Source organism: Comamonas piscis (genome assembly GCF_014109725.1).
GTDB classification, from domain to species: Bacteria; Pseudomonadota; Gammaproteobacteria; order Burkholderiales; family Burkholderiaceae_C; genus Comamonas; species Comamonas piscis.
In genome coordinates this window covers 4,299,582-4,317,903 of the sequence record NZ_CP058554.1, presented here as the reverse complement: position 1 = coordinate 4,317,903, position 18,322 = coordinate 4,299,582, and the positions used below count along the sequence as shown (strand labels likewise).

16 protein-coding genes are annotated in these 18,322 nt (G+C 63.0%); 9 read left to right on the top strand and 7 right to left on the bottom strand.

From position 1 onward, the window contains the following. From HS961_RS19445 to greB, 4 genes are all read left to right on the top strand, one after another. Positions 1–600, top strand: coding sequence for a TetR/AcrR family transcriptional regulator (locus HS961_RS19445; RefSeq protein WP_182324822.1), 600 nt, complete (start codon positions 1–3; stop codon positions 598–600). Further along, positions 597–1,550: a Bug family tripartite tricarboxylate transporter substrate binding protein gene (locus tag HS961_RS19440; RefSeq protein ID WP_238347663.1), complete on the top strand. Its 954-nt coding sequence runs from the start codon at positions 597–599 to the stop codon at positions 1,548–1,550. The genes HS961_RS19445 and HS961_RS19440 overlap by 4 nt, the downstream gene beginning before the upstream one ends. Then, positions 1,547–3,058 carry an amidase gene (locus HS961_RS19435; protein WP_182324820.1) on the top strand — a complete coding sequence of 504 codons (1,512 nt, stop codon included), beginning with the start codon at positions 1,547–1,549 and terminating at the stop codon, positions 3,056–3,058. The genes HS961_RS19440 and HS961_RS19435 overlap by 4 nt, the downstream gene beginning before the upstream one ends. Positions 3,059–3,153: 95 nt before the next feature. Then, positions 3,154–3,714, top strand: coding sequence for a transcription elongation factor GreB (greB, locus tag HS961_RS19430; protein ID WP_182324818.1), 561 nt, complete (start codon positions 3,154–3,156; stop codon positions 3,712–3,714). Between the two features lie 81 nt (positions 3,715–3,795). On the opposite strand, the gene HS961_RS19425 is transcribed toward greB, so the two are convergent. The 4 genes from HS961_RS19425 to HS961_RS19410 form a co-directional block, all read right to left on the bottom strand. Beyond that, positions 3,796–5,973, bottom strand: a complete 2,178-nt coding sequence (locus HS961_RS19425) for a RelA/SpoT family protein (protein ID WP_182328344.1) — start codon at positions 5,971–5,973, stop codon at positions 3,796–3,798. Between the two features lie 165 nt (positions 5,974–6,138). Continuing rightward, on the bottom strand, positions 6,139–6,342 hold the full coding sequence (gene rpoZ, locus HS961_RS19420; RefSeq protein WP_182324816.1) for a DNA-directed RNA polymerase subunit omega: 204 nt from the start codon (positions 6,340–6,342) through the stop codon (positions 6,139–6,141). Next, positions 6,342–6,980 (bottom strand): guanylate kinase, encoded by a 639-nt coding sequence (gene gmk, locus HS961_RS19415; RefSeq protein WP_182324814.1) that lies wholly within the window; start codon positions 6,978–6,980, stop codon positions 6,342–6,344. Before gmk ends, rpoZ begins: the two co-directional genes overlap by 1 nt. Before the next feature lie 13 nt (positions 6,981–6,993). After that, positions 6,994–7,905, bottom strand: a complete 912-nt coding sequence (locus HS961_RS19410; protein ID WP_182324812.1) for a YicC/YloC family endoribonuclease — start codon at positions 7,903–7,905, stop codon at positions 6,994–6,996. A gap of 72 nt (positions 7,906–7,977) precedes the next feature. Between HS961_RS19410 and HS961_RS19405 the strand changes: the two genes are divergently transcribed. The 5 genes from HS961_RS19405 to HS961_RS19385 all read left to right on the top strand — a co-directional run bounded on the left by HS961_RS19405 (position 7,978) and on the right by HS961_RS19385 (position 13,269). Then, a complete protein-coding gene (locus HS961_RS19405; RefSeq protein ID WP_182324810.1) occupies positions 7,978–8,970 on the top strand; it encodes a serine/threonine protein kinase in 993 nt (330 codons plus the stop codon). Further along, the gene (locus HS961_RS19400) at positions 8,967–9,812 is read left to right on the top strand and encodes a PP2C family protein-serine/threonine phosphatase (RefSeq protein ID WP_182324808.1); all 846 of its coding nucleotides are present in this window, start codon (positions 8,967–8,969) and stop codon (positions 9,810–9,812) included. Before HS961_RS19405 ends, HS961_RS19400 begins: the two co-directional genes overlap by 4 nt. A gap of 148 nt (positions 9,813–9,960) precedes the next feature. Next, on the top strand, positions 9,961–10,596 hold the full coding sequence (locus tag HS961_RS19395; RefSeq protein ID WP_182324806.1) for a non-canonical purine NTP pyrophosphatase: 636 nt from the start codon (positions 9,961–9,963) through the stop codon (positions 10,594–10,596). 1 nt (position 10,597) lies between these two features. Next, a complete protein-coding gene (hemW, locus tag HS961_RS19390; protein WP_182324804.1) occupies positions 10,598–11,839 on the top strand; it encodes a radical SAM family heme chaperone HemW in 1,242 nt (413 codons plus the stop codon). 287 nt (positions 11,840–12,126) lie between these two features. Beyond that, positions 12,127–13,269, top strand: coding sequence for an MFS transporter (locus tag HS961_RS19385; protein ID WP_412101664.1), 1,143 nt, complete (start codon positions 12,127–12,129; stop codon positions 13,267–13,269). Between the two features lie 8 nt (positions 13,270–13,277). Here HS961_RS19385 and HS961_RS19380 read toward each other — a convergent pair whose 3' ends face one another. The 3 genes from HS961_RS19380 to HS961_RS19370 form a co-directional block, all read right to left on the bottom strand. Then, positions 13,278–15,629, bottom strand: a complete 2,352-nt coding sequence (locus HS961_RS19380) for a CHASE2 domain-containing protein (protein ID WP_182324800.1) — start codon at positions 15,627–15,629, stop codon at positions 13,278–13,280. Positions 15,630–15,689: 60 nt separating this feature from the next. Beyond that, positions 15,690–17,417 (bottom strand): FecR domain-containing protein, encoded by a 1,728-nt coding sequence (locus HS961_RS19375; RefSeq protein WP_182324798.1) that lies wholly within the window; start codon positions 17,415–17,417, stop codon positions 15,690–15,692. A 120-nt stretch (positions 17,418–17,537) separates the two neighbouring features. Further along, a complete protein-coding gene (locus HS961_RS19370) occupies positions 17,538–18,245 on the bottom strand; it encodes a response regulator transcription factor (protein ID WP_182324796.1) in 708 nt (235 codons plus the stop codon). Positions 18,246–18,322: the final 77 nt, after the last annotated feature.

The window sequence follows — 18,322 nt, the reverse complement described above, 5'->3', positions numbered from 1 at the left end:
GTGCCCAATCTGCACCAAATAAAAAGCGAACAGACGCGCGAGCGGCTGATGGATGCTGCGCTGGCATTGATGGAAGCCAAGGGGCTCGCAGGCCTGTCCATGCACGAGGTGGCGCGTAGCGCAGGCATGACGACCGGTGCGGTGCAGCACCACTTCCCATCCAAGGCCGCACTGATGCTGCAGATCATTCAGCGGCTGGTGCAGAAGATCGATACCGACGACAGCTTCTGGCCATCACCGCGCTGGCCCTTGCAGCGGCGCGCCGACCACTTTGTACACGAGGCCTGGCAACGGCTTTATGGCCAGCCGCGCTTTGCGGTGGCCTGGGAGGCCTACCTGGCGGTACGCGCCGACGCGGCCATGGTGGCGCATATCCAGGCCGAGCGCGCGCTCATCAACGACAAATTGCAGCTGCGCATGGTCCGCAGTTTTCCCGAGTGGGCCGATGCGCCCGATGCGGTGGCGCGCTTTCAGCTGGTGCTGTCCTGCCTGCGCGGCATGGGCGTGCTGGCGCCTTTTTCCAGCCCTGCTGCGATGGAGCTGCAACTGCAGCAGCTGTCCCTGCTTCTTCAATCCTTTAGTCCCGAGGTGACCCCTTGATCAGAGCATCTATCCTTGCCTGCGGCCTTTCGGCCTGGGCACTCGGCGCCGCCGCCCAGAACCCCTTGCAAGTGATCGCGCAGCAGCCGCCGGGCAGCGGCTCGGATGCGATGACGCGCGCCTGGGGCGAATGTACCGGGCGGCTGATGGGGCGACCGGTGGTGGTGCAGAACAAGGCGGGGGCCAATGGCATCCTGGCCATCAACTACCTCAAGGGCCAGCCAGCGGATGGCTCGTTTGCGATGACGATCGGCATGTCGCAGATGACGATCACGCCCTATGTTCACTCGCAGATGCCCTATGACCCGCTGAAGGACTTTGCTGGTGTGGCGATGATTGGCTCGTCCCCGCTGGTGCTGGTGGTGCCGGCGGGCGTGGGCGTGAACAAGCTGGCGGATCTGGAGAAAGTGGCCAAGTCCCAGGCGGGCGGGCTGAACTTTGGCTCACCCGGCAAGGGCAGCCCCGCGCATTTGCTGACCACGGCGCTGACCGATGCGATGCACTGGCCCGCTACCCATGTGCCCTTTGTGGGCGAGAGCGCGGGCCTGACGGCCCTGATGGGCCAGCAGATCCAGGCGATGACCCTGGTGCTGAACACCGCAGCGCCCCAGGTCAAGGCGGGCAAGCTGGTGCCGCTGGCAATTTTTGCCGGCCAGCGCTCGCCGGTGCTGCCCGATGTGCCGACCATTGCCGAGGCCGGTGGGCCGGCGGTGCTGGCGCGTCCTTCCTGGATTGCCGTGGTGGCCAAGAAAGGCACGCCGCCTGAGGTGATCAAGGCGTTGAACGATGCCACCAACCAGTGCTACAGCGACCCGGTCTATGCCAACAGCATGGACAAGATGGGCGTGACCCTGATGCGCAGCCAGCCTGCCGATGTGCTGGGTTTTGCCGAGCGCGACATCGCCGTCTGGAAGCCTTTGATCGACAAACTGGGATTGGCCACGCAATGAGTTTGGTAGAACACAGCGCAGTCGAGCTGCGCAGCCTGATCCAGAGCCGGCAGATCTCGCCGGTCGAACTGCTGGATGATTGCATTGCCCGCATGCAGGCCATCAACCCGGCGGTGAATGCGCTCTGCGCCACCGATTTTGAGCGCGCCCGCAGCGCTGCCCAACTGGCAGAAGCGCAGGTGGGTCGGCGCAGCCAGCTGCCGCTGCTGCATGGCCTGCCCTTGGGTGTGAAGGACCTGCAGGCCACCGAAGGCCTGCTGACCACCAGCGGCAATGTGCGGCTGCGCGCCCATGTGCCCGTCAAAGACAATGCCTTCGTGGCCCGGCTGCGCGGCCAAGGCGCAATCGTCACGGCCAAGACCAATACGCCTGACATGGGTGCGGGGGCCAACAGCCGCAACCCGGTCTGGGGCGCCACGGGCAACCCTTTCAATCCGGATCTGAATGCAGGGGGCTCCTCGGGCGGCTCGGCGGCGGCGCTGGCGACCGATATGTTTCCGCTTTGCACCGGCTCGGACACCGGCGGCTCGCTGCGCATTCCGGCGGCGCTCTGCGGCGTGGTCGGCCTGCGCCCCTCGCCGGGCTTGATTGCCAATGATGACCGGCCGCTGGGCTGGTCGGCCATCTCGGTGCTGGGCCCCATGGGCCGTGATGTGGCCGATACCGCGCTGATGATGCAGGCGAGCATGGGCCCGCACCCGATGGACCCGCTGAGCATGGGTGTGAGCCATGCCCCCGTCTGGCCCGTGCCGGAGATGGACCTGCGCGGCCTGCGCGTGGCCTACACCGAAGACTTTGGCACCTGCGCAGTCGACCCGGTAGTGCGCCGTGCCTTCCGCCAACGGGTGCAGGCGCTGGCCGGTGAGGTGGCCTGTATGGAGGCCTTGCCCTGGAACCTGGAAGAGGCGCACCGCTGCTTTGACATCATCCGCGCCGAAAGCTTTGTTGCGGCCTTTGCCGATATCTACCGCACGGCCCCCGAGACCCTGGGCCCCAATGTGCTGGCCAATGTGGAGATGGCAGCCAGCATCAGCCTGGGCGACCGGGCCTGGGCGCACCTGGCGCAGACCCGTATCCAGCGCATGTTCCAGCGCAGCTTTGAACAATACGACCTGGTGCTGGCGCCGGTGACGCCGCTGTCGCCCTTCCCCTGGACGCAGCTTTATGCGCAAGAGGTGGATGGCAAGGCCCAGCGCAACTACTACGAATGGCTGAGCCTGACCTATGTGGTGACCCTGGCGACCAACCCTGCGCTGTCGCTGCCCTGCGGCCGTGATGAGGCAGGCATGCCTTTTGGCCTGCAGATGATTGGCCCGCTGCACCAGGACGGCCGCCTGCTGGCGATGGCGGCAGCGGTCGAAAAGCTGGGCCTGCACAACGCTGACTTTGCCCGCCCCCGCCCCGATCTGGCAGCCTTGGCCCAGCCCCGGCCCGAACTGCGCAGCATCGTCACCCACCCGCCGGAGCTGGGTGGCGCCGCGCAGGCCCATGTGGGCCAGGCGGTCTAAGTCTTGTTCTGCCCCATGCACCCAGCCTGCTATCAGCGATGGCAGGCTTTTCCGTTCTGGCGGGATGCATTCCCAATCTTTGTTTAAATAGCAGGATGAACAAGGCCTTTACCAAAGAGACAGACAACGACGACGATGACGATCTGCCGCAACTGCCCAAGATTGCCGGCGGCAAGAACTACATCACGCCCAGTGGCTACCGCGCGCTGGAGCAGGAACTGCTGCAGCTGATCGACGACGAGCGGCCCAAGGTGGTGGAGGTAGTGCACTGGGCTGCGAGCAATGGCGACCGCTCGGAAAACGGCGACTACCTGTATGGCAAGAAGCGCCTGCGCGAGATTGACCGGCGCATCCGCTTTCTGACCAAGCGCATGGAAGCGGCCGAGGTGGTGGACCCGGGCGTCCACCATGGCAGCGACCAGGTGTACTTTGGCGCCACGGTGCAGTACTGCGACCAGCATGGCAGCGAGGAGTCGATCACCATCATGGGCATTGACGAGGCCGATGCCAGCCGCGGCCAGGTGAGCTGGGTGGCCCCCATTGCGCGGGCGCTGCTGAAGGCCCGCATTGGTGATGAGGTGCAGCTGCCGACGCCGGGCGGGGTGCGGGTGCTGGAGGTGCTGGATGTGCAATACCCGGAGTTGGGGACATCCTGACCTAGCCCGTTCTCAAAACAAAAGCGCGCCATGGAGGCGCGCTGTGGTTTGGGCGGTGTCCCGCTGGTTAGTGGACGGACATCAAGCGACCGGCAGCACCCGGTGCGCACGCAGCACATAGGGCAGCTTGACCAGCTGGCGCAGCAGCAGATCCACCTGCGCACGGTCTTTGACCGTCAGCACAAAGCGCAGCGCCATCGTGTCCATGGCCACTTCGTCGTCCATCGTGATGTGGGTGATGTCCGAGCCCATCGCGGCGATCTCTGCAGCAATCTTGCCCAGCACGCCCTTGCCGTTGTTGATGGTGACGACCACGCCGGTATCGAAATCGCTGGCCGGTTCATCGGCCCATTCCACATCGACAAAATGCTCGGCATCCTTGGCCAGCAGGCGCTTGCAGACGGCGCACTGCGCGTTGTGCACCACCAGGCCGGCATTGCGGTCGAGGTGGGCGGCAATCGGGTCGCCAGGTACCGGGCGGCAGCACTTGGCGTATTTGACGGCGGCGTTGGGTGAGCCATCGAGCAGCAGCGCAGCGGTGGCGGTGCTGCTGCCAGTCTTGAAGCGTTCCTGGCTCAGCAGCACCGCGTCGGGGCGTTGGCCTTGTTCGGCCAGCAGATCGACCACTTGCTTGGCGGCAAACACCGCAATGCGTTTGCCCTGGCCAATGTCGTTGAACAGCTCGACCTTGTTGCGCGCGTCCAAGCGGGTCAGCAGGCTCTCCCAGACGGTCTTGTCCTCGGGCAGCTGCGAGATGCCTTCGGCCCGCATGGCCTGCAGCAGCAGGCGCTCGCCCAATGCGGCGGTTTCGTTCTGGCCCTGGGTCTTGAGGTAGTAGCGGATCTTGGATTTGGCCCGGCCCGTACGCACAATCGTGAGCCAGGACGGATGGGGCGCGGCATCGGGCGAGGTGGAGATCTCGACCACATCGCCGCTTTTGAGCACCGTGCTCAGCGGCACCTGCTCGTTGTTGATGCGTGCGCCTTGCGTGCGCTCGCCCACATTGCTGTGGATCGCGTAGGCAAAGTCCAGCACCGTGGCGCCACGGGGCAGGGTGAGCATCTGGTTCTTGGGTGTGAACACATAGACCGAGTCGGGGAACAGGTCCACCCGCACGTTGTCCCAGAACTCATGCGCATCATGGGTCTCGTCCTGGATATCGAGCAGCGACTGCACCCATTTGTTGCCCAACTGCTCGCCACCCGGGATGGAGCGCGCCTGGATCATCCAGTGCGTGAGCACGCCGTACTCATCGACCAGGTTCATGTCCTCGGTGCGGATCTGGAAATCCATGCTCACACCCGAAGGGCCGACCAAGGTGGTGTGCAGCGACTGGTAGCCGTTCGACTTGGGGTTGGCGATGTAGTCGCGGAATTTGGAGGGCACCGGGCGGAACACCTGGTGCAGCACACCCAGCGCGGTATAGCAGTCAATCAGGTTGGGCACGATCACGCGCACTGCGTAGGAGTCGGTCACCTGGGCAAACGACAGGCGCTTGCCATCCATCTTCTTGTAGAGCGCGTAGAGCGTTTTTTCCTGGTTGCCCAGGCGGATCTTGATGCCGGACTTGGCAAAGGCCGAGTCCACCTCGGCATGGATCTTCTGGACGACATCCTTGCGGCGATTGCGCGAACGGCTCAGCGCCTTGACGAGCGTGTCATGGCGCCAGGGATAGAGGTGCTTGAAAGCCAGATCCTGCAGCTCGCGGTAGACGCGGTTGATGCCCAGGCGGTTGGCAATGGGCACATGGATGTCCATGGTCTCGGTCGAGATGCGGCCCCACTTGCTGCGCGGCATGTCGGACATGGTGCGCATGTTGTGGGTGCGGTCGGCCAGCTTGACAAGGATCACGCGCACATCGCGGGCCATGGCCAGCAGCATCTTGCGGAAGGACTCGGCCTGGTTCTCTTCACGTGAGTTGAAGTGCAGCTTGTCCAGCTTGGTCAGGCCATCAACCAGCTCGGCCACCGTATCGCCAAACTGGAGCGCAATGTCATCGCGGGTGACGCCGCAGTCTTCCATCGCGTCATGCATCAGCGCGGCCATCAACGCCTGGGCGTCGAGCTTCCAGCTGGCGCAGATCTCTGCGACTGCAATCGGGTGGGTGATATAGGGGTCGCCACTGCTGCGGAACTGACCGGTGTGGGCCTTGGCAGCGAAATCGAAGGCCTCTTCCACCAGGGCCAGATCGGCCTCACCGAGGTAGTCGAGCTTTTCCAGAAATTCGGCGTAGGCACTCACCACCACCGGATAAGACATAGCAGGCTTGGCTGCGGCGGTAGCGATGACGCCAGAGACTTGGGCAGGAGCGGAGGGGATGGACACGGACTTCACGCCTTAACTGTAGCCTGCGATGACAAATTTGTGTGAATACCAAGAAAAATGGCACCGATATTCGGTGCCATTCGGAGCGCGGACAGGGAATTAGCCTGGCACTTTTTTCAGCATTTCCAGACCCACCTTGCCGGCAGCGATTTCGCGCAGCGCGGTGACAGCAGGCTTGTTGCGGCTGTCGATTTTTGGGGTGTGGCCTTGGCTCAGCATACGGGCGCGGTAGGTAGCGGCCAGAACCAGTTGGAAGCGGTTAGGGATTTTGTCGAGGCAGTCTTCAACGGTGATGCGGGCCATTAGGAGTTCTCCAGGGTGACGGGGATGTCGAGTGACGAAAATATTTCGCTGCGAACGCGTTTTTGGGCCGAATAGCGCAAACGTTGTGAATGTACAACGGCCTTCAAATCGAACAAAGCGCGTTCGAACAATTCGTTAATTATAACGAAGTCGAATTTGTGGACCTGCGCCATCTCGTCGCGCGCGTTTTTCAGGCGCTTTTCGATGACGTCCGAGGCATCCTCGCCACGGTTTTCCAGGCGCGAGCGCAGCTCTTCCCAGCTGGGCGGCAGGATGAAGATCAGCACGGCATGGGGAAAACTTTGCTTGATCTGCAAAGCGCCCTGGTAGTCGATCTCCAGCACGATATCGGTGCCCTTGGCCAGGCGCTCTTCAATCGCTTTCTTCGACGTGCCGTAGAGGTTGCCATGCACATTGGCCCATTCGACAAACGAATGGGAGCCAATCATGCGCTCGAAGTCGTCGCGCGAGGCGAAGTAGTATTCGCGGCCATGCTTTTCCTGGCCACGCGGGGAGCGGGTGGTGTGGGAGATGGAGCGAAAGACCTGTGAATCGAGCTCCAGCAGTGCCTTGACGAGGGAGGACTTGCCCGCGCCACTGGGGGCCGAGACGACGAAGAGATTTCCGGGGTATTCCATGGGGGTCTTCTTCTTATTCGATGTTTTGCACTTGCTCGCGCATCTGCTCGATCAGGACCTTCATGTCCACGCTGATGCGGGTCAGGTCGAGCGCAGCAGATTTGGAGCCCAGGGTGTTGGCCTCGCGGTGCAGCTCCTGGATCAGGAAATCCAGGCGCTTGCCGATGTCGCCGCCCTTGCTGAGCAGGCGGCTGATTTCTTCCAGGTGCGAACGCAGGCGGGTGACTTCTTCGGCTACATCGATGCGGATCGCAAACGAGGTCGCTTCGGTCAGTGCGCGGTCTTGGGCGGCCTCGGGCGAGACGCTGCCGGCGCTCAGCGCCATCGCTTCCTGCCAGCGTTCCAAAAAGCGCTGCTTTTGCTGTTTGACGAGTTCGGGGATCAGCGGCTCGGCCTGGTCGGCCAGTTGGCGCAACTGCTTGACGCGGTCTTGCAGCATGTCGGCCAAGCGCTTGCCTTCGCGTTGGCGGGCGTCGAGCAGGGTCTTGAGGGCTTCTTGGCACAAGGCAGACACGCGCTCGGCCCAGTTGTCGGGCAGCTCGATGCTGCCACTGCCGCTCAGGCGTAGTACTTCTGCCACAGAGAAGGCTTGCGCCGCGGGCAACCAAGCCTTGACGGTGTCCTGGAAGCTGCCCAGCTGCTGCAGCAGACGGGGCGATGCGACGGGCACGCTGGACGCTTGTTCGCTGTTGACCAACAGCCGTACTTCCACCTTGCCGCGCTTCAGACTATTATCTACAAGAGAGCGTAACTGTGGTTCGCAGCTTCTGAGGTCTTCCGGAAGCTTAAAAGATAAATCGAGAAATCGGCTGTTAACCGAGCGAATTTCCAGTCCGACGCGCCAGAGGGAGGGAGCATGGTTGTCACCGTCAGGTGGGATGCTTTGCTGGACAGAGGCATAGCCTGTCATGCTGTAAACTGGCATAGGACTGTATGAGGTTGCTTGCAATCGCGCTCATTATCAGGCTTCTCATATACCTGCGTTGTTCATCAAACTATGTCAAAAGTAAAGCCAGCGCCGCTACCAGCCAATACCGTCATCGGTGGCTACCGGATCGTGCGGCGCATATCGGCGGGGGGGTTCGGGGTGGTCTATCTGGCGTTTTCGCCTGATGGCCAGCAAGTGGCGATCAAGGAGTATCTGCCGTCCAGCCTGGCCACGCGGGCGCCCGGTTCGCTGTCGCCCAGCATCGAGCCCGACAAGCTGTCGCTGTACCGTTTGGGTCTAAAGAGCTTCTTCGAAGAAGGCCGCGCGCTGGCCCAGATCTCGCATTCCTCCGTTGTCAGTGTTTACAACTTCTTTCGAGAAAACGACACCGTCTACATGGTGATGAACTATCTGCAAGGGGCCACCTTGCAGGATTTTGTCGTCACGGCGCGCGATCTGAAGGAGGCCAAGGTCTTCCGCGAGTCCACCATCCGCTCCTTGTTTGACGAGGTGCTGCGCGGTCTGCGCATCGTGCACCAGCACAAGATGCTGCACCTCGATATCAAGCCGGCCAACATCTTCATCACCGACGACAACAAGGCGGTGATGATCGATTTTGGCGCCGCCCGCGAAGTACTGAGCAAGGAGGGCAACTTTGTCCGCCCCATGTACACGCCCGGCTTTGCCGCCCCCGAGATGTACCGCCGTGACATGTCCTTGGGCCCCTGGACCGATATCTACGCGATTGGCGCCTGCATCTATGCCTGCATGCAGGGCATTCCGCCCAATGATGCACCCAAGCGCCAGGAGAAAGACCGTCTCGGCTTGGCGATGTCCAAGGTGCGCGGCGTTTATTCGGACAATCTGATTGAGCTGGTGGAGTGGTGCATGGCCCTCGACCCGCAAGCCCGGCCGCAGTCGGTGTTCCTGTTGCAAAAAGAACTGGCGCGTGAGGATGAGCGCCGCTATACCAAACTGACAGTCTCCGAGAAGGTTCGTATGTCGATAGATTCGCTGGTCAGCGATACCAAAAAGCGCGTGGGCGGAGGCCAAACCAAATGAAGTTCTCGGTCTTCCAGCTCAGCCGCAAGGGAGGGCGGGAAAAAAACGAAGACAGGATGGGGTATAGCTATACCAAGGAAGCCTGTCTGTTTGTCGTGGCCGATGGCATGGGAGGGCACCCCGAGGGAGAGGTGGCCGCCCAACTGGCCCTGCAGACCGTGTCGCTGGATTTTCAGCGCCTGGCGCGCCCCAAGCTGGAGGATCCGGCCGAGTTCCTCGAGAACGCGCTGCTCTCGGCGCACCACAATATCCTGAAGTACGCCATTGCCAACAGCATGGATGACCCGCCCCGCACGACCTTGGTGGCCTCGGTGGTGCAGGATGGCAATATCTGGTGGGTGCATTGCGGCGACTCGCGCCTGTATCTGGTGCGCAATGGCAAGGTGATGGCCCGCACGCGGGACCACTCGTACATGGAGCTGCGCGGCTCTGGCGTCACCAGCATCAGTCCTGAGCGCTTCAACCGCAATGTGTTGTTCACTTGCCTGGGCAGCCCCTCGCGCCCCTTCTTTGATGTGGCCGGCCCCACCGAGATGCACCGCAGCGACCGCATCATGCTTTGCTCCGATGGCCTGTGGAGCAGTGTCTCCGAGACCGTGATTGCCCGCGAGCTGGCCAACAAGTCGGTCTCGCGTGCCATCCCCGATCTGATCGATGCCGCACTGCGCAAGGCCGGTGCCACCAGCGACAACGTCACCGCCGTGGCGATGGAATGGGAGATGCCCGGTGCCGAGCGCTTTGAATCGGAGGAGCCTGTGAGCGACACCTTGCCGCCGGCGCATGACCTGGATGCCGAGGGCAAGCTACGTGCCGAGCCCAAGCCTGATACGCCAGCGGCATAAGCCCGGCGCGCACTGCGCTTTGCAGAGCAGCCGATAATTGGCGCTGTTCTCGGCATGGCGGCTGTAAGGCCGCCATGCCTGTTTTTAGCTTCTTGAAAAAGCAGCGGGCCGCACGCGCTATGGCGGGCGCAGCTGCTGGTGCCGTTCCATGAAAATCGTTCTTGCTTCCAACAACCAAGGCAAACTTGCCGAGCTGCAGGCCATGTTTGCGCCCCTGGGCGTGCAGTTGCTGCCCCAGGGTACGTTGATGGAGGGCGAGGCGCCCGAGCCCTATGGCACCTTTTTGGAGAACGCGCTGAGCAAGGCCCGGTTTGCGTCGGAGCGCACCGGGCTGCCAGCCATTGCCGACGATGCCGGTCTGTGTGTGGCGGCGTTTGGCGGCCTGCCCGGCGTTGATACCGCCTACTACTGCACGCAGTTTGGCTATGAGAAAAGCGACGACAACAATGTGCGCGCCTTGCTGGAGCAAATGGCCGGCCTGAGCGACCGCCGCGCCGCGATGGTCAGCACCCTGGTAGCGGTGCGCCATCCCAAGGACCCGGAACCGCTGGTCGCCGTTGGCCGCGTGGCTGCGGAGATCACGACCGAGCCGCTGGGCGATGGCGGCTTTGGCTTTGATCCGGTGCTGCTGATTCCCGCGCTGGGCATGACTTTTGCGCAGATGGCCACCGAGGTCAAGCATGCGCACAGTCACCGGGGCCGCTCGTCGCGGCTGATGATGGCCTTGCTGCAAGAAAGCTGGCTGGCCGGTACGCCGCTGGTGGCTGCTGCGCCGAAGGACTGAGATGGCGGTGCATATTCCGCTGCAGTCTGCGCCCAGCGCCGAGCCGGTGGTGCAACGCGATATCCAGCACTACATGCGCCCGGGCACCTTGCAGCTGCCCAGCCTGCCGCCTTTGTCGCTCTATGTGCATCTGCCCTGGTGCATCAAAAAGTGCCCCTACTGCGATTTCAATTCGCATGAAGCCCGGGATGGCCGCCATGCCGTGCCCGAGGAGCGCTACATCGATGCGCTGATCGCCGACCTGGAGCAGGCGCTACCGCTGATCTGGGGCCGCAGCATCCACAGTATTTTTCTGGGCGGCGGCACGCCCAGCCTGTTTGCGCCCGAGTCGATTGACCGGCTGATCTCGGCCATCCGCGCCCGCCTGCGGGTGGAAGCCGGTTGCGAGATCACCATGGAGGCGAACCCCGGCACCTTTGAGAAAGACCGGTTTCGGGCCTTCCGGGGCGCGGGCATTACCCGCTTGTCGATTGGGGTGCAGAGTTTTGATGACCGCTTTCTGGAGGCCATCGGCCGCGTGCACAACGGTGCGCAGGCGATGGCGGCGGTTGAAGAAGCGGCTGCCAGCTTCGAGACCTTCAACCTTGACCTGATGTATGCCCTGCCGGGCCAGACGCCTCAGGACCTGGAGCGGGATCTGGATATAGCGCTGAGCTTTGCGCCGCCGCATATCTCCATCTACCACCTGACCATCGAGCCCAACACCTTCTTCGCCAAGTACCCGCCTGCGGTGCCCGAGGACGATGTGGCCTATGCGATGCTCGACCAGATCACCGCGCGCACCGCCCAGGCCGGCATGGGGCGCTATGAGGTATCGGCCTATGCCAAACCCGGCCATGCCAGCGTGCACAACAGCAACTATTGGCTGTTTGGTGACTACCTGGGCATTGGGGCTGGCGCCCATAGCAAGCTGAGCTTTGCCCACCGCGTGGTGCGCCAAGTGCGCTTGCGCGACCCGGCCCGCTACATGACCCAGGCGCTGCAGGGCCATGCGCTGGCGCAGGATGACGAGGTCAAGCGTGCCGATCTGCCCTTCGAGTTCATGCTCAACGCCCTGCGTTTGCGTGATGGCTTTGCGCTGCAAGACTACCTGGACCGCACCGGCCTGCCGCTCAGCTCCATCGCCAAGGCCTTGCATGCGGCCGAAGCCAAGGGCCTGATCACACTCGATTTTCAGAAAGTGACCCCCACAGAGCGTGGTTTTGATTTTCTGAATGACCTGCAGGAGCTGTTTCTGGCCTGAGCAGAGCGCGAAAGCGCAGAGTTTTACCGACTGGTCAATAGGTGGACTGCGCAGCTTCTACGCAGAGCGTATAGATATCGCGCACAATAGCGCCCGCTGCCAATCAAACCATGCCGCCGTCTGTGCGGCATTTTTGTGGGCGCAGCTGTCATAAAACCTACTACAAAGCGCTTTCCATGTCTTCTCCCGCTGCTGCGTCTGCCGCCTCAGGCACCGCGTCCACCTCTTCCGATGTCGTCAATCGCTATGGCTGGAAGGCCCTGGCTGGCTCGGCCGTCGGCTATGCCATGGATGGCTTTGACCTGTTGATCCTGGGCTTCATGCTCAGCGCCATCCGCGAAGACCTGGGGCTGACGGCGGCCCAGGCCGGCTCCCTGGTCACCTGGACCTTGATCGGCGCTGTCTTCGGCGGGATTGTGTTCGGCATGCTCAGCGACCGCTATGGCCGCATCCGCGTGCTGACCTGGACCATTGTGCTGTTTGCGGTGTTCACGGGCCTGTGTGCGTTTGCGCAAGGCTATTGGGATCTGCTGATCTACCGCACCATTGCCGGCATTGGCCTGGGTGGCGAGTTCGGTATTGGCATGGCGCTGGCGGCCGAGGCCTGGCCTGCGCGCTACCGCGCCCGTGTCTCGTCCTATGTGGCGCTGGGCTGGCAGGTCGGGGTGCTGGGCGCAGCCTTGCTCACGCCCTTGTTGCTGCCCTATATCGGCTGGCGCGGCATGTTCCTGGTGGGCGTGATCCCCGCTTTTGTGGCCTGGTTCATCCGCAACCGCCTGCATGAGCCCGAGGTGTTTGTGCGCAGCCAGGAGAAAAAGCAGTCGGTGCTGCAGTGCTTCAAGCTGCTGGTCAAGGACCGTGCCACCACCCGCATCAGCGTCGGTATTGCGGTGCTGACCTCGGTCCAGAACTTTGGCTACTACGGCATCATGATCTGGATGCCGGCATTTTTGGCCAACAAACTGGGCTTCAACCTGACCAAGTCCGCGCTATGGACCGCCGTTACCATCCTGGGCATGATGGCCGGCATCTGGATCTTTGGCCAGCTGGCCGACCGCATTGGCCGAAAGCCGAGTTTTCTGCTGTTCCAGGCGGGTGCCGCCATCATGGTGCTGTTCTATTCCCAGCTCAACGACCCGATCACCATGCTCTGGGCTGGTGCGCTGATGGGCATGTTCGTCAACGGCATGATGGGCGGCTTTGGCGCGTTGATGAGCGAAGCCTATCCGACCGAAGCCCGCGCCACGGCGCAGAACGTGCTGTTCAACATTGGCCGTGCGGTGGGCGGTGCCGGCCCGGTGGTGATTGGTGCGATTGCCGCGCAGTACTCGTTCCAGATGGCGATTGGCCTGTTGGCGGCCATCTATGTGCTGGATGCGCTGGCGACGGTGTGGTTGATTCCTGAACTCAAGGGCAAAGAACTGCACTGAGCGCCGTTCTATGGCTGTGTCAATTCAGGCTGCGTGCCTGGCGCCTTGGGCAAATGCAGACTGAAGCAAGAGCCTTCGTTGACTTCGCTGGTCACGCGGACAAAGCCCTGGTGGCGCAGCACCACGGTTTGCACAAAACTCAGGCCCAGGCCGATGCCGGCGATCTGTGGCTGGCTGTTTTGGTGAAAGCGGTGGAAGGGCTGGAAGAGTTTGTCCAGTTGCTCCTGCGTCATGCCAAAGCCCTGGTCGCGCACTTCCACCAGCCAGTAGTCGCCATCATCGGCAATGCCTGCCTCCACCACCGTGCCGCTGGGGCTGTATTTGATGGCATTGCTGAGCAGGTTGACAAAGCAGCGCTGCAGCAAGGAGCGGTCGCCCACGCAGGCAATATCGGTCTCGGCGGCCTCTAGCGCCCCGGGCAGGTAGCGCACCTGGATCTTTTTCTCCGAGGCCTTGGCCCAGCAGTCGTCCACCGCCTCCTGCAGCAGCACATCCAGGTTGAGCAGCTGCCGCTGCATGGCCTGTGACTGCGCCGATGCCAACTGCACAAAGCTCTCGGCCATCTCCAGCGATTGCTGGGCCAGGCGGTTGATTTTCTGGTGCAGTTCGGCCTCGCTCATCTGGCCAGGGAACTCCTTGTACATCTCCAGCAAGGTAATGATGGAGGCCTGGGGCGAGCGAAAATCGTGCGAGATAAAGCGCAGCGCCTGGTCGCGCTGCTGCTGGGCCTTGTGCAGCTCCGTCAGGTCCACCAGCATCAGCAACCAGCCAGCCGGTGCCGGCGCGCGGAAGGCTTCGGCCAGCAGCAGCCAGGCGTGGTCCTCGCGATCAAGCACTTCGCATTCAGCGGGGAGGGTGCGTAATTGTTCGGCGCTGGCAAAGGACAGCACCTGGCCTGAAGCCTTGAGGCGCATACCATTCAGCGCCGACTGGATGGCGATCAAGCCCTGGCTAGGCATGCCCAGGTTGTGCAGGTAGCTGTCGGCAGCGGCGTTGTGCAGGCTGACCATGCCCAGCGGGTCCACCACAAAGGTCGGCGAGGGGATCTGGCGCAAGGTGTCGCGCACAAAGCCGTGCATCTGGCGCAGGGTGTCGGTGGCGGTCTCCACGGCCTTGATGCGGCGCTCCAGAAAATCGTCCATCAGCATGCCATTGCGCTGCGGGGCGCTGGTGGTGTCCAGCGCAGCGCGCAGGTTATGCATCTCCTGCTGCAAAAACTGCGCGGCCGCGCTCAGTCGCCGCCAGCTCCAGATCGGGTAGATCACCAAGAGGCCCACCAGCGCCGCCCCGGGCGCCAGCTGCAAACCGACCCAGCTGCGCAGCGCCAGGCACAGCGCCAGCAAGCCGACAGCGACCATGATCTGGGCCAGCAGCCCCGCCATGGGGCCCAGCATCGCAATCGCCATCAAGGCCAGCACGATGGCAACCAGGTTGATTGCCATATTGCCCCGCAGCGATGCCGCATGCACATGCTGGCCCGACAGCTGCGAATCCAGTGCATGGGCAATCAGCTCCACGCCCGCGATATGGCGGGAGGAGGGCCGGGCCGGGCTGGCAAAATAATCGCCGAGCCCTGAGGCGGTGGCGCCCAGCAGAACGTACTTGCCGCGAAAGGCGTCCTCCGGGATGCGCCCCGTCAGCACATCTTCGGCCGAGTACATCGCATAGGGCCGGTCGCCCTTCGCAAAGTTGAAGATCTCGGGCGAGCGCTGCTCCCACTGCTCACCGGGCTCCGGCGGGCGGGTGCCCTGGCAGAGGCGGTGGCTCTGGCCGCTGGCGCAGAGCATGGCAATGCTGAAGTGGGGCCAGGGGCCGGTGTTCTCCCCTTGGGCGCCAAAGTAGCGGCGTATCACGCCGTCGTCATCGACCGTGACATTGACATGGCCCAGCTGGCGCGCGGCATTGCGCAAGCTGGCCAGCGGCAGTTCGGCGCCGATGTCCACACTGGCCATGCGCCAGTCCACCGGCAGCACCACGTTGCCGGCCTGGGCAATGGCCTGGGCCAGTTGTGCATCGTCCTCGGGGTGTTGCCGGTCAGGTTCGCTGAACAGCACGTCCACCCCCAAGGCCTTGGGGCGCTGGGCCGCAATGCGATCGATCAGCTGCGCATGGACGGCGCGGCGCCAGGGCCAGCGTCCGACGCTCTGCAGGCTGGCATCGTCAATGGCCACGATGGCGATGTCATCCCTGGGCTCGGGTGCGCTGAGCCAGCCGGTGACGTCCTGCACAAAGGTGTTGATGATGCGGGGCTGCTCACGCAGGCTGGCCCAGGCCACTAGGCCCAGCAGCAGCGCGGACAGCAGCAGCCACTCCAACCAACGCAGTTGGGTGCGGCTGAGCGAGAAGGAGGGCGCGGCCATGGGCGAATTCAGTGGCTGGGGCAGCGCGCCGGCAGAGGCGCGGCTCGCATCGCCATGCCCTTAGCGCGGGCTGAGAACGGCCTTGCCTTCACCGGTCTTGAGGACGCTGCCTGCGCCGGTGATAACCGATGGCTCTACGGTCAGCTTGCGCGGATCGGAGTAGCGGCTCTTGAGGCCGGACGGATCCAGCACCTGGATGCGCACGTAGTAGTCGCCGGAGACCAGCGCGTCGGAGGTCCATTGCGGCTGCTCCAGCTGGGCGGTGGCCAGCGGGGCTGCAAAGGATTCGTCTCGGGCCAGCTGCAGGTTGAAGCGCTGGCCGGGCTCGGCCGGCCAGGACAGCTGCAGCAGATTGGGTGCGCTGGCTTCGCCGGCGCTCAGTGCATCGGCACCCAGGCTGCTGGGGTTGCTGCCGGTCTTGAAAGCCTGGGGCTGTGCAAACGGACCCTGGTCCAAGCTGCCATCGGGCAGCTTGCGCACGCTGGCGGCGCGCCAGAAATAGCTGCCCACGCCCAGGCTGGCGACGGCGGCCTGGCAGTTGCCGACCACGCCGCTGTCTTGCAAAGGTGTGGAGAAGTCCCGGCTGGCAGAGACCTGGATGCGGTAGCCCGCAATGCCCGAGCCGCCTTCGGTGCAGAGCAGCTCGCCATCGGACAGGCCGATCAGGCCGTCTGGCGCAGGGCTGGAATAGAGCGGTGGAATTGGGGTGGCCTTGACCTTGATCGCCTGCACCGCCGGCTTGCCCGGAATTTCCTGCGCATCGATGGCGCGCGCGCTCAGGTAGTAGTTGCCATCAGGCACGGCCTCGAACTTGAAGCTCGGGCTGGCATGGCTTTGGCGCAGGATCACGCGGGACAGTTCGGGATCCAGCGCCAGCAGCACCGCATACTGCTGGGCGTGGGGCACCTCACCGACCTGCAGGCTCAGAAAGTTGGCGTCTTCAAAGACGGCAGGGTTGCCTTGCAGGCTGGGCGCCTCCAGCAGCGCAACGGTTGCACCCAACTGGCCGCTGGCCTGCACGGCAACGCCGGAGCCTGCGGACACCAGTGCCTGCTGCGCAGCGGCGCGTGCCGTCTGCGTGGCTACATGGCCTTGCACTTGCACAACGCCCTGGTCCACGGCGGTGATCGCCCTGCCTGAGTCCGTCACGCTGACGGAGAACACGGTACCGCGCACGCTGGTGGTGGCCATCGGTGTCTTGATCTCGAACTTGCGCTTGCGGCGCTGGTCCATCACTGGCGTGACATGCGATTCCAGCCCGCCCCGGCTCAAGTCCAGCACCGATTGCTGCTCGTCGGTGCGTTTGTTCTTGCGCAGCTCGCTGAGCTTGAGTTCGGAGTTTTCGTTGATGCGCACCGAGCTGCCATCGGAAAAACGCAAGGTCACAAAGCTGCCGGCAGGCACCTGCAGTTCATCGCCCTCGGTCAAGACCGTGCCCGATGCCGCGCTTTGCCAATCGCCACCGGTCTGCGGCGAGCGCACCCGTGCAACACCCTTCACATGGCTGATCGTTACTTCCTCGTAGCCCACCATGTTGGCGGGGATGACGATGACCGAGCCAATGGGCAGGCGCAAGGGATCCTTGACGCCATTGAGCGTACCGACGGCGCGCCACTGCTGCGGGTCCTTCAGGTAGCGCTTGGCCACGGCTTCGAGCGTGTCACCGCTTTGGACGGTGTGGCGGATATCAGGCAACTGGTCTGCCGAAGCCGCCAGCGCAAGACCAGGGGCGGCCACGCCAATGGCCAGCAAAACGGCAGCAGAAAACGGCAGACGAGAAAAAAACAAAATGGCTCTCCTTACAACCAGGCGATGCTGCCTGGCAGGGCCGTTGGCTGCGGCGGAGTAAATACGGCCAACACGTGTTGCGTGTTGGCCGTAAACCGCGCTGCATTCAACGGCAGAAATTTATTCAGGCTGCGTCTCGGACAGCGGTTTGACGGCCTCAAACCGGTAGCCTACGCCGTACACCGCCGTGATGATGAAACCGTTCTCCGGCCGCAGATCCAGCAAGGTACGCAGACGCGAAACATGGGTGTCCAGCGAACGCGAGATCACATCGGAGTTCTGGCCCCAGATGATTTCGCGCAGATGGTCCCGCGACAGCAGGCGGCCCATGTTCTGGAACAGGAAGAGCGCCAAGTCGTACTCGCGGTTCTTCAGTTCCACCAGCTTGCCGTCCACCTCCAGCGCCCGTGAATCGGACAGGAACTTGTAGCGACCAAATTCCAAGGTGCCCTTGGTGGCGGCTGGGTAGGCGCGGCGCAGCAGGGCACGCACGCGCGCCACCAGCTCGGCCACCCGCAGCGGTTTGATCATGAAATCATCCGCACCCGACTCCAGTCCCTCGACAATGTCGGCCTCACCATGGCGGCTGGTGATGAAGAGCACCGGCAACTCCTGGTTGACGTTCTCTCGTATCCAGCGCACCACTTGCGGGCCCGTGGTGTCTGGCAGTTGCCAGTCCAGAATCAGCAGGTCGTAGGTTTCCCGGCGCATGTCCTTTATCAGAGAAGCGCCAGAGGAATGGGTTGTACAGGCGTGGCCCTCCGCCTCCATGGTTTTGGAGAGCATATCCAGGACCACCAGATCATCATCCAGTGCCACAATTCTCATAACGGCTCACTCCCAAAGCTCAATAGCTTGCTTTTATTTAATAGCTCAATAATAAAAGCAAATTGAATCACCGGCTC

Bases quoted from the DNA above. Each gene is read 5' to 3' on its own strand.
- HS961_RS19410 (WP_182324812.1), bottom strand. From the start codon at position 7,905: ATGCCAGTTTACAGCATGACAGGCTATGCCTCTGTCCAGCAAAGCATC.
- HS961_RS19400 (WP_182324808.1), top strand. From the start codon at position 8,967: ATGAAGTTCTCGGTCTTCCAGCTCAGCCGCAAGGGAGGGCGGGAAAAA.
- HS961_RS19395 (WP_182324806.1), top strand. From the start codon at position 9,961: ATGAAAATCGTTCTTGCTTCCAACAACCAAGGCAAACTTGCCGAGCTG.
- HS961_RS19380 (WP_182324800.1), bottom strand. From the start codon at position 15,629: ATGGCCGCGCCCTCCTTCTCGCTCAGCCGCACCCAACTGCGTTGGTTG.
- hemW (WP_182324804.1), top strand. From the start codon at position 10,598: ATGGCGGTGCATATTCCGCTGCAGTCTGCGCCCAGCGCCGAGCCGGTG.
- gmk (WP_182324814.1), bottom strand. From the start codon at position 6,980: ATGGAATACCCCGGAAATCTCTTCGTCGTCTCGGCCCCCAGTGGCGCG.
- HS961_RS19405 (WP_182324810.1), top strand. From the start codon at position 7,978: ATGTCAAAAGTAAAGCCAGCGCCGCTACCAGCCAATACCGTCATCGGT.
- greB (WP_182324818.1), top strand. From the start codon at position 3,154: ATGAACAAGGCCTTTACCAAAGAGACAGACAACGACGACGATGACGAT.
- HS961_RS19425 (WP_182328344.1), bottom strand. From the start codon at position 5,973: ATGTCTTATCCGGTGGTGGTGAGTGCCTACGCCGAATTTCTGGAAAAG.
- rpoZ (WP_182324816.1), bottom strand. From the start codon at position 6,342: ATGGCCCGCATCACCGTTGAAGACTGCCTCGACAAAATCCCTAACCGC.
- HS961_RS19385 (WP_412101664.1), top strand. From the start codon at position 12,127: ATGGATGGCTTTGACCTGTTGATCCTGGGCTTCATGCTCAGCGCCATC.
- HS961_RS19435 (WP_182324820.1), top strand. From the start codon at position 1,547: ATGAGTTTGGTAGAACACAGCGCAGTCGAGCTGCGCAGCCTGATCCAG.
- HS961_RS19370 (WP_182324796.1), bottom strand. From the start codon at position 18,245: ATGAGAATTGTGGCACTGGATGATGATCTGGTGGTCCTGGATATGCTC.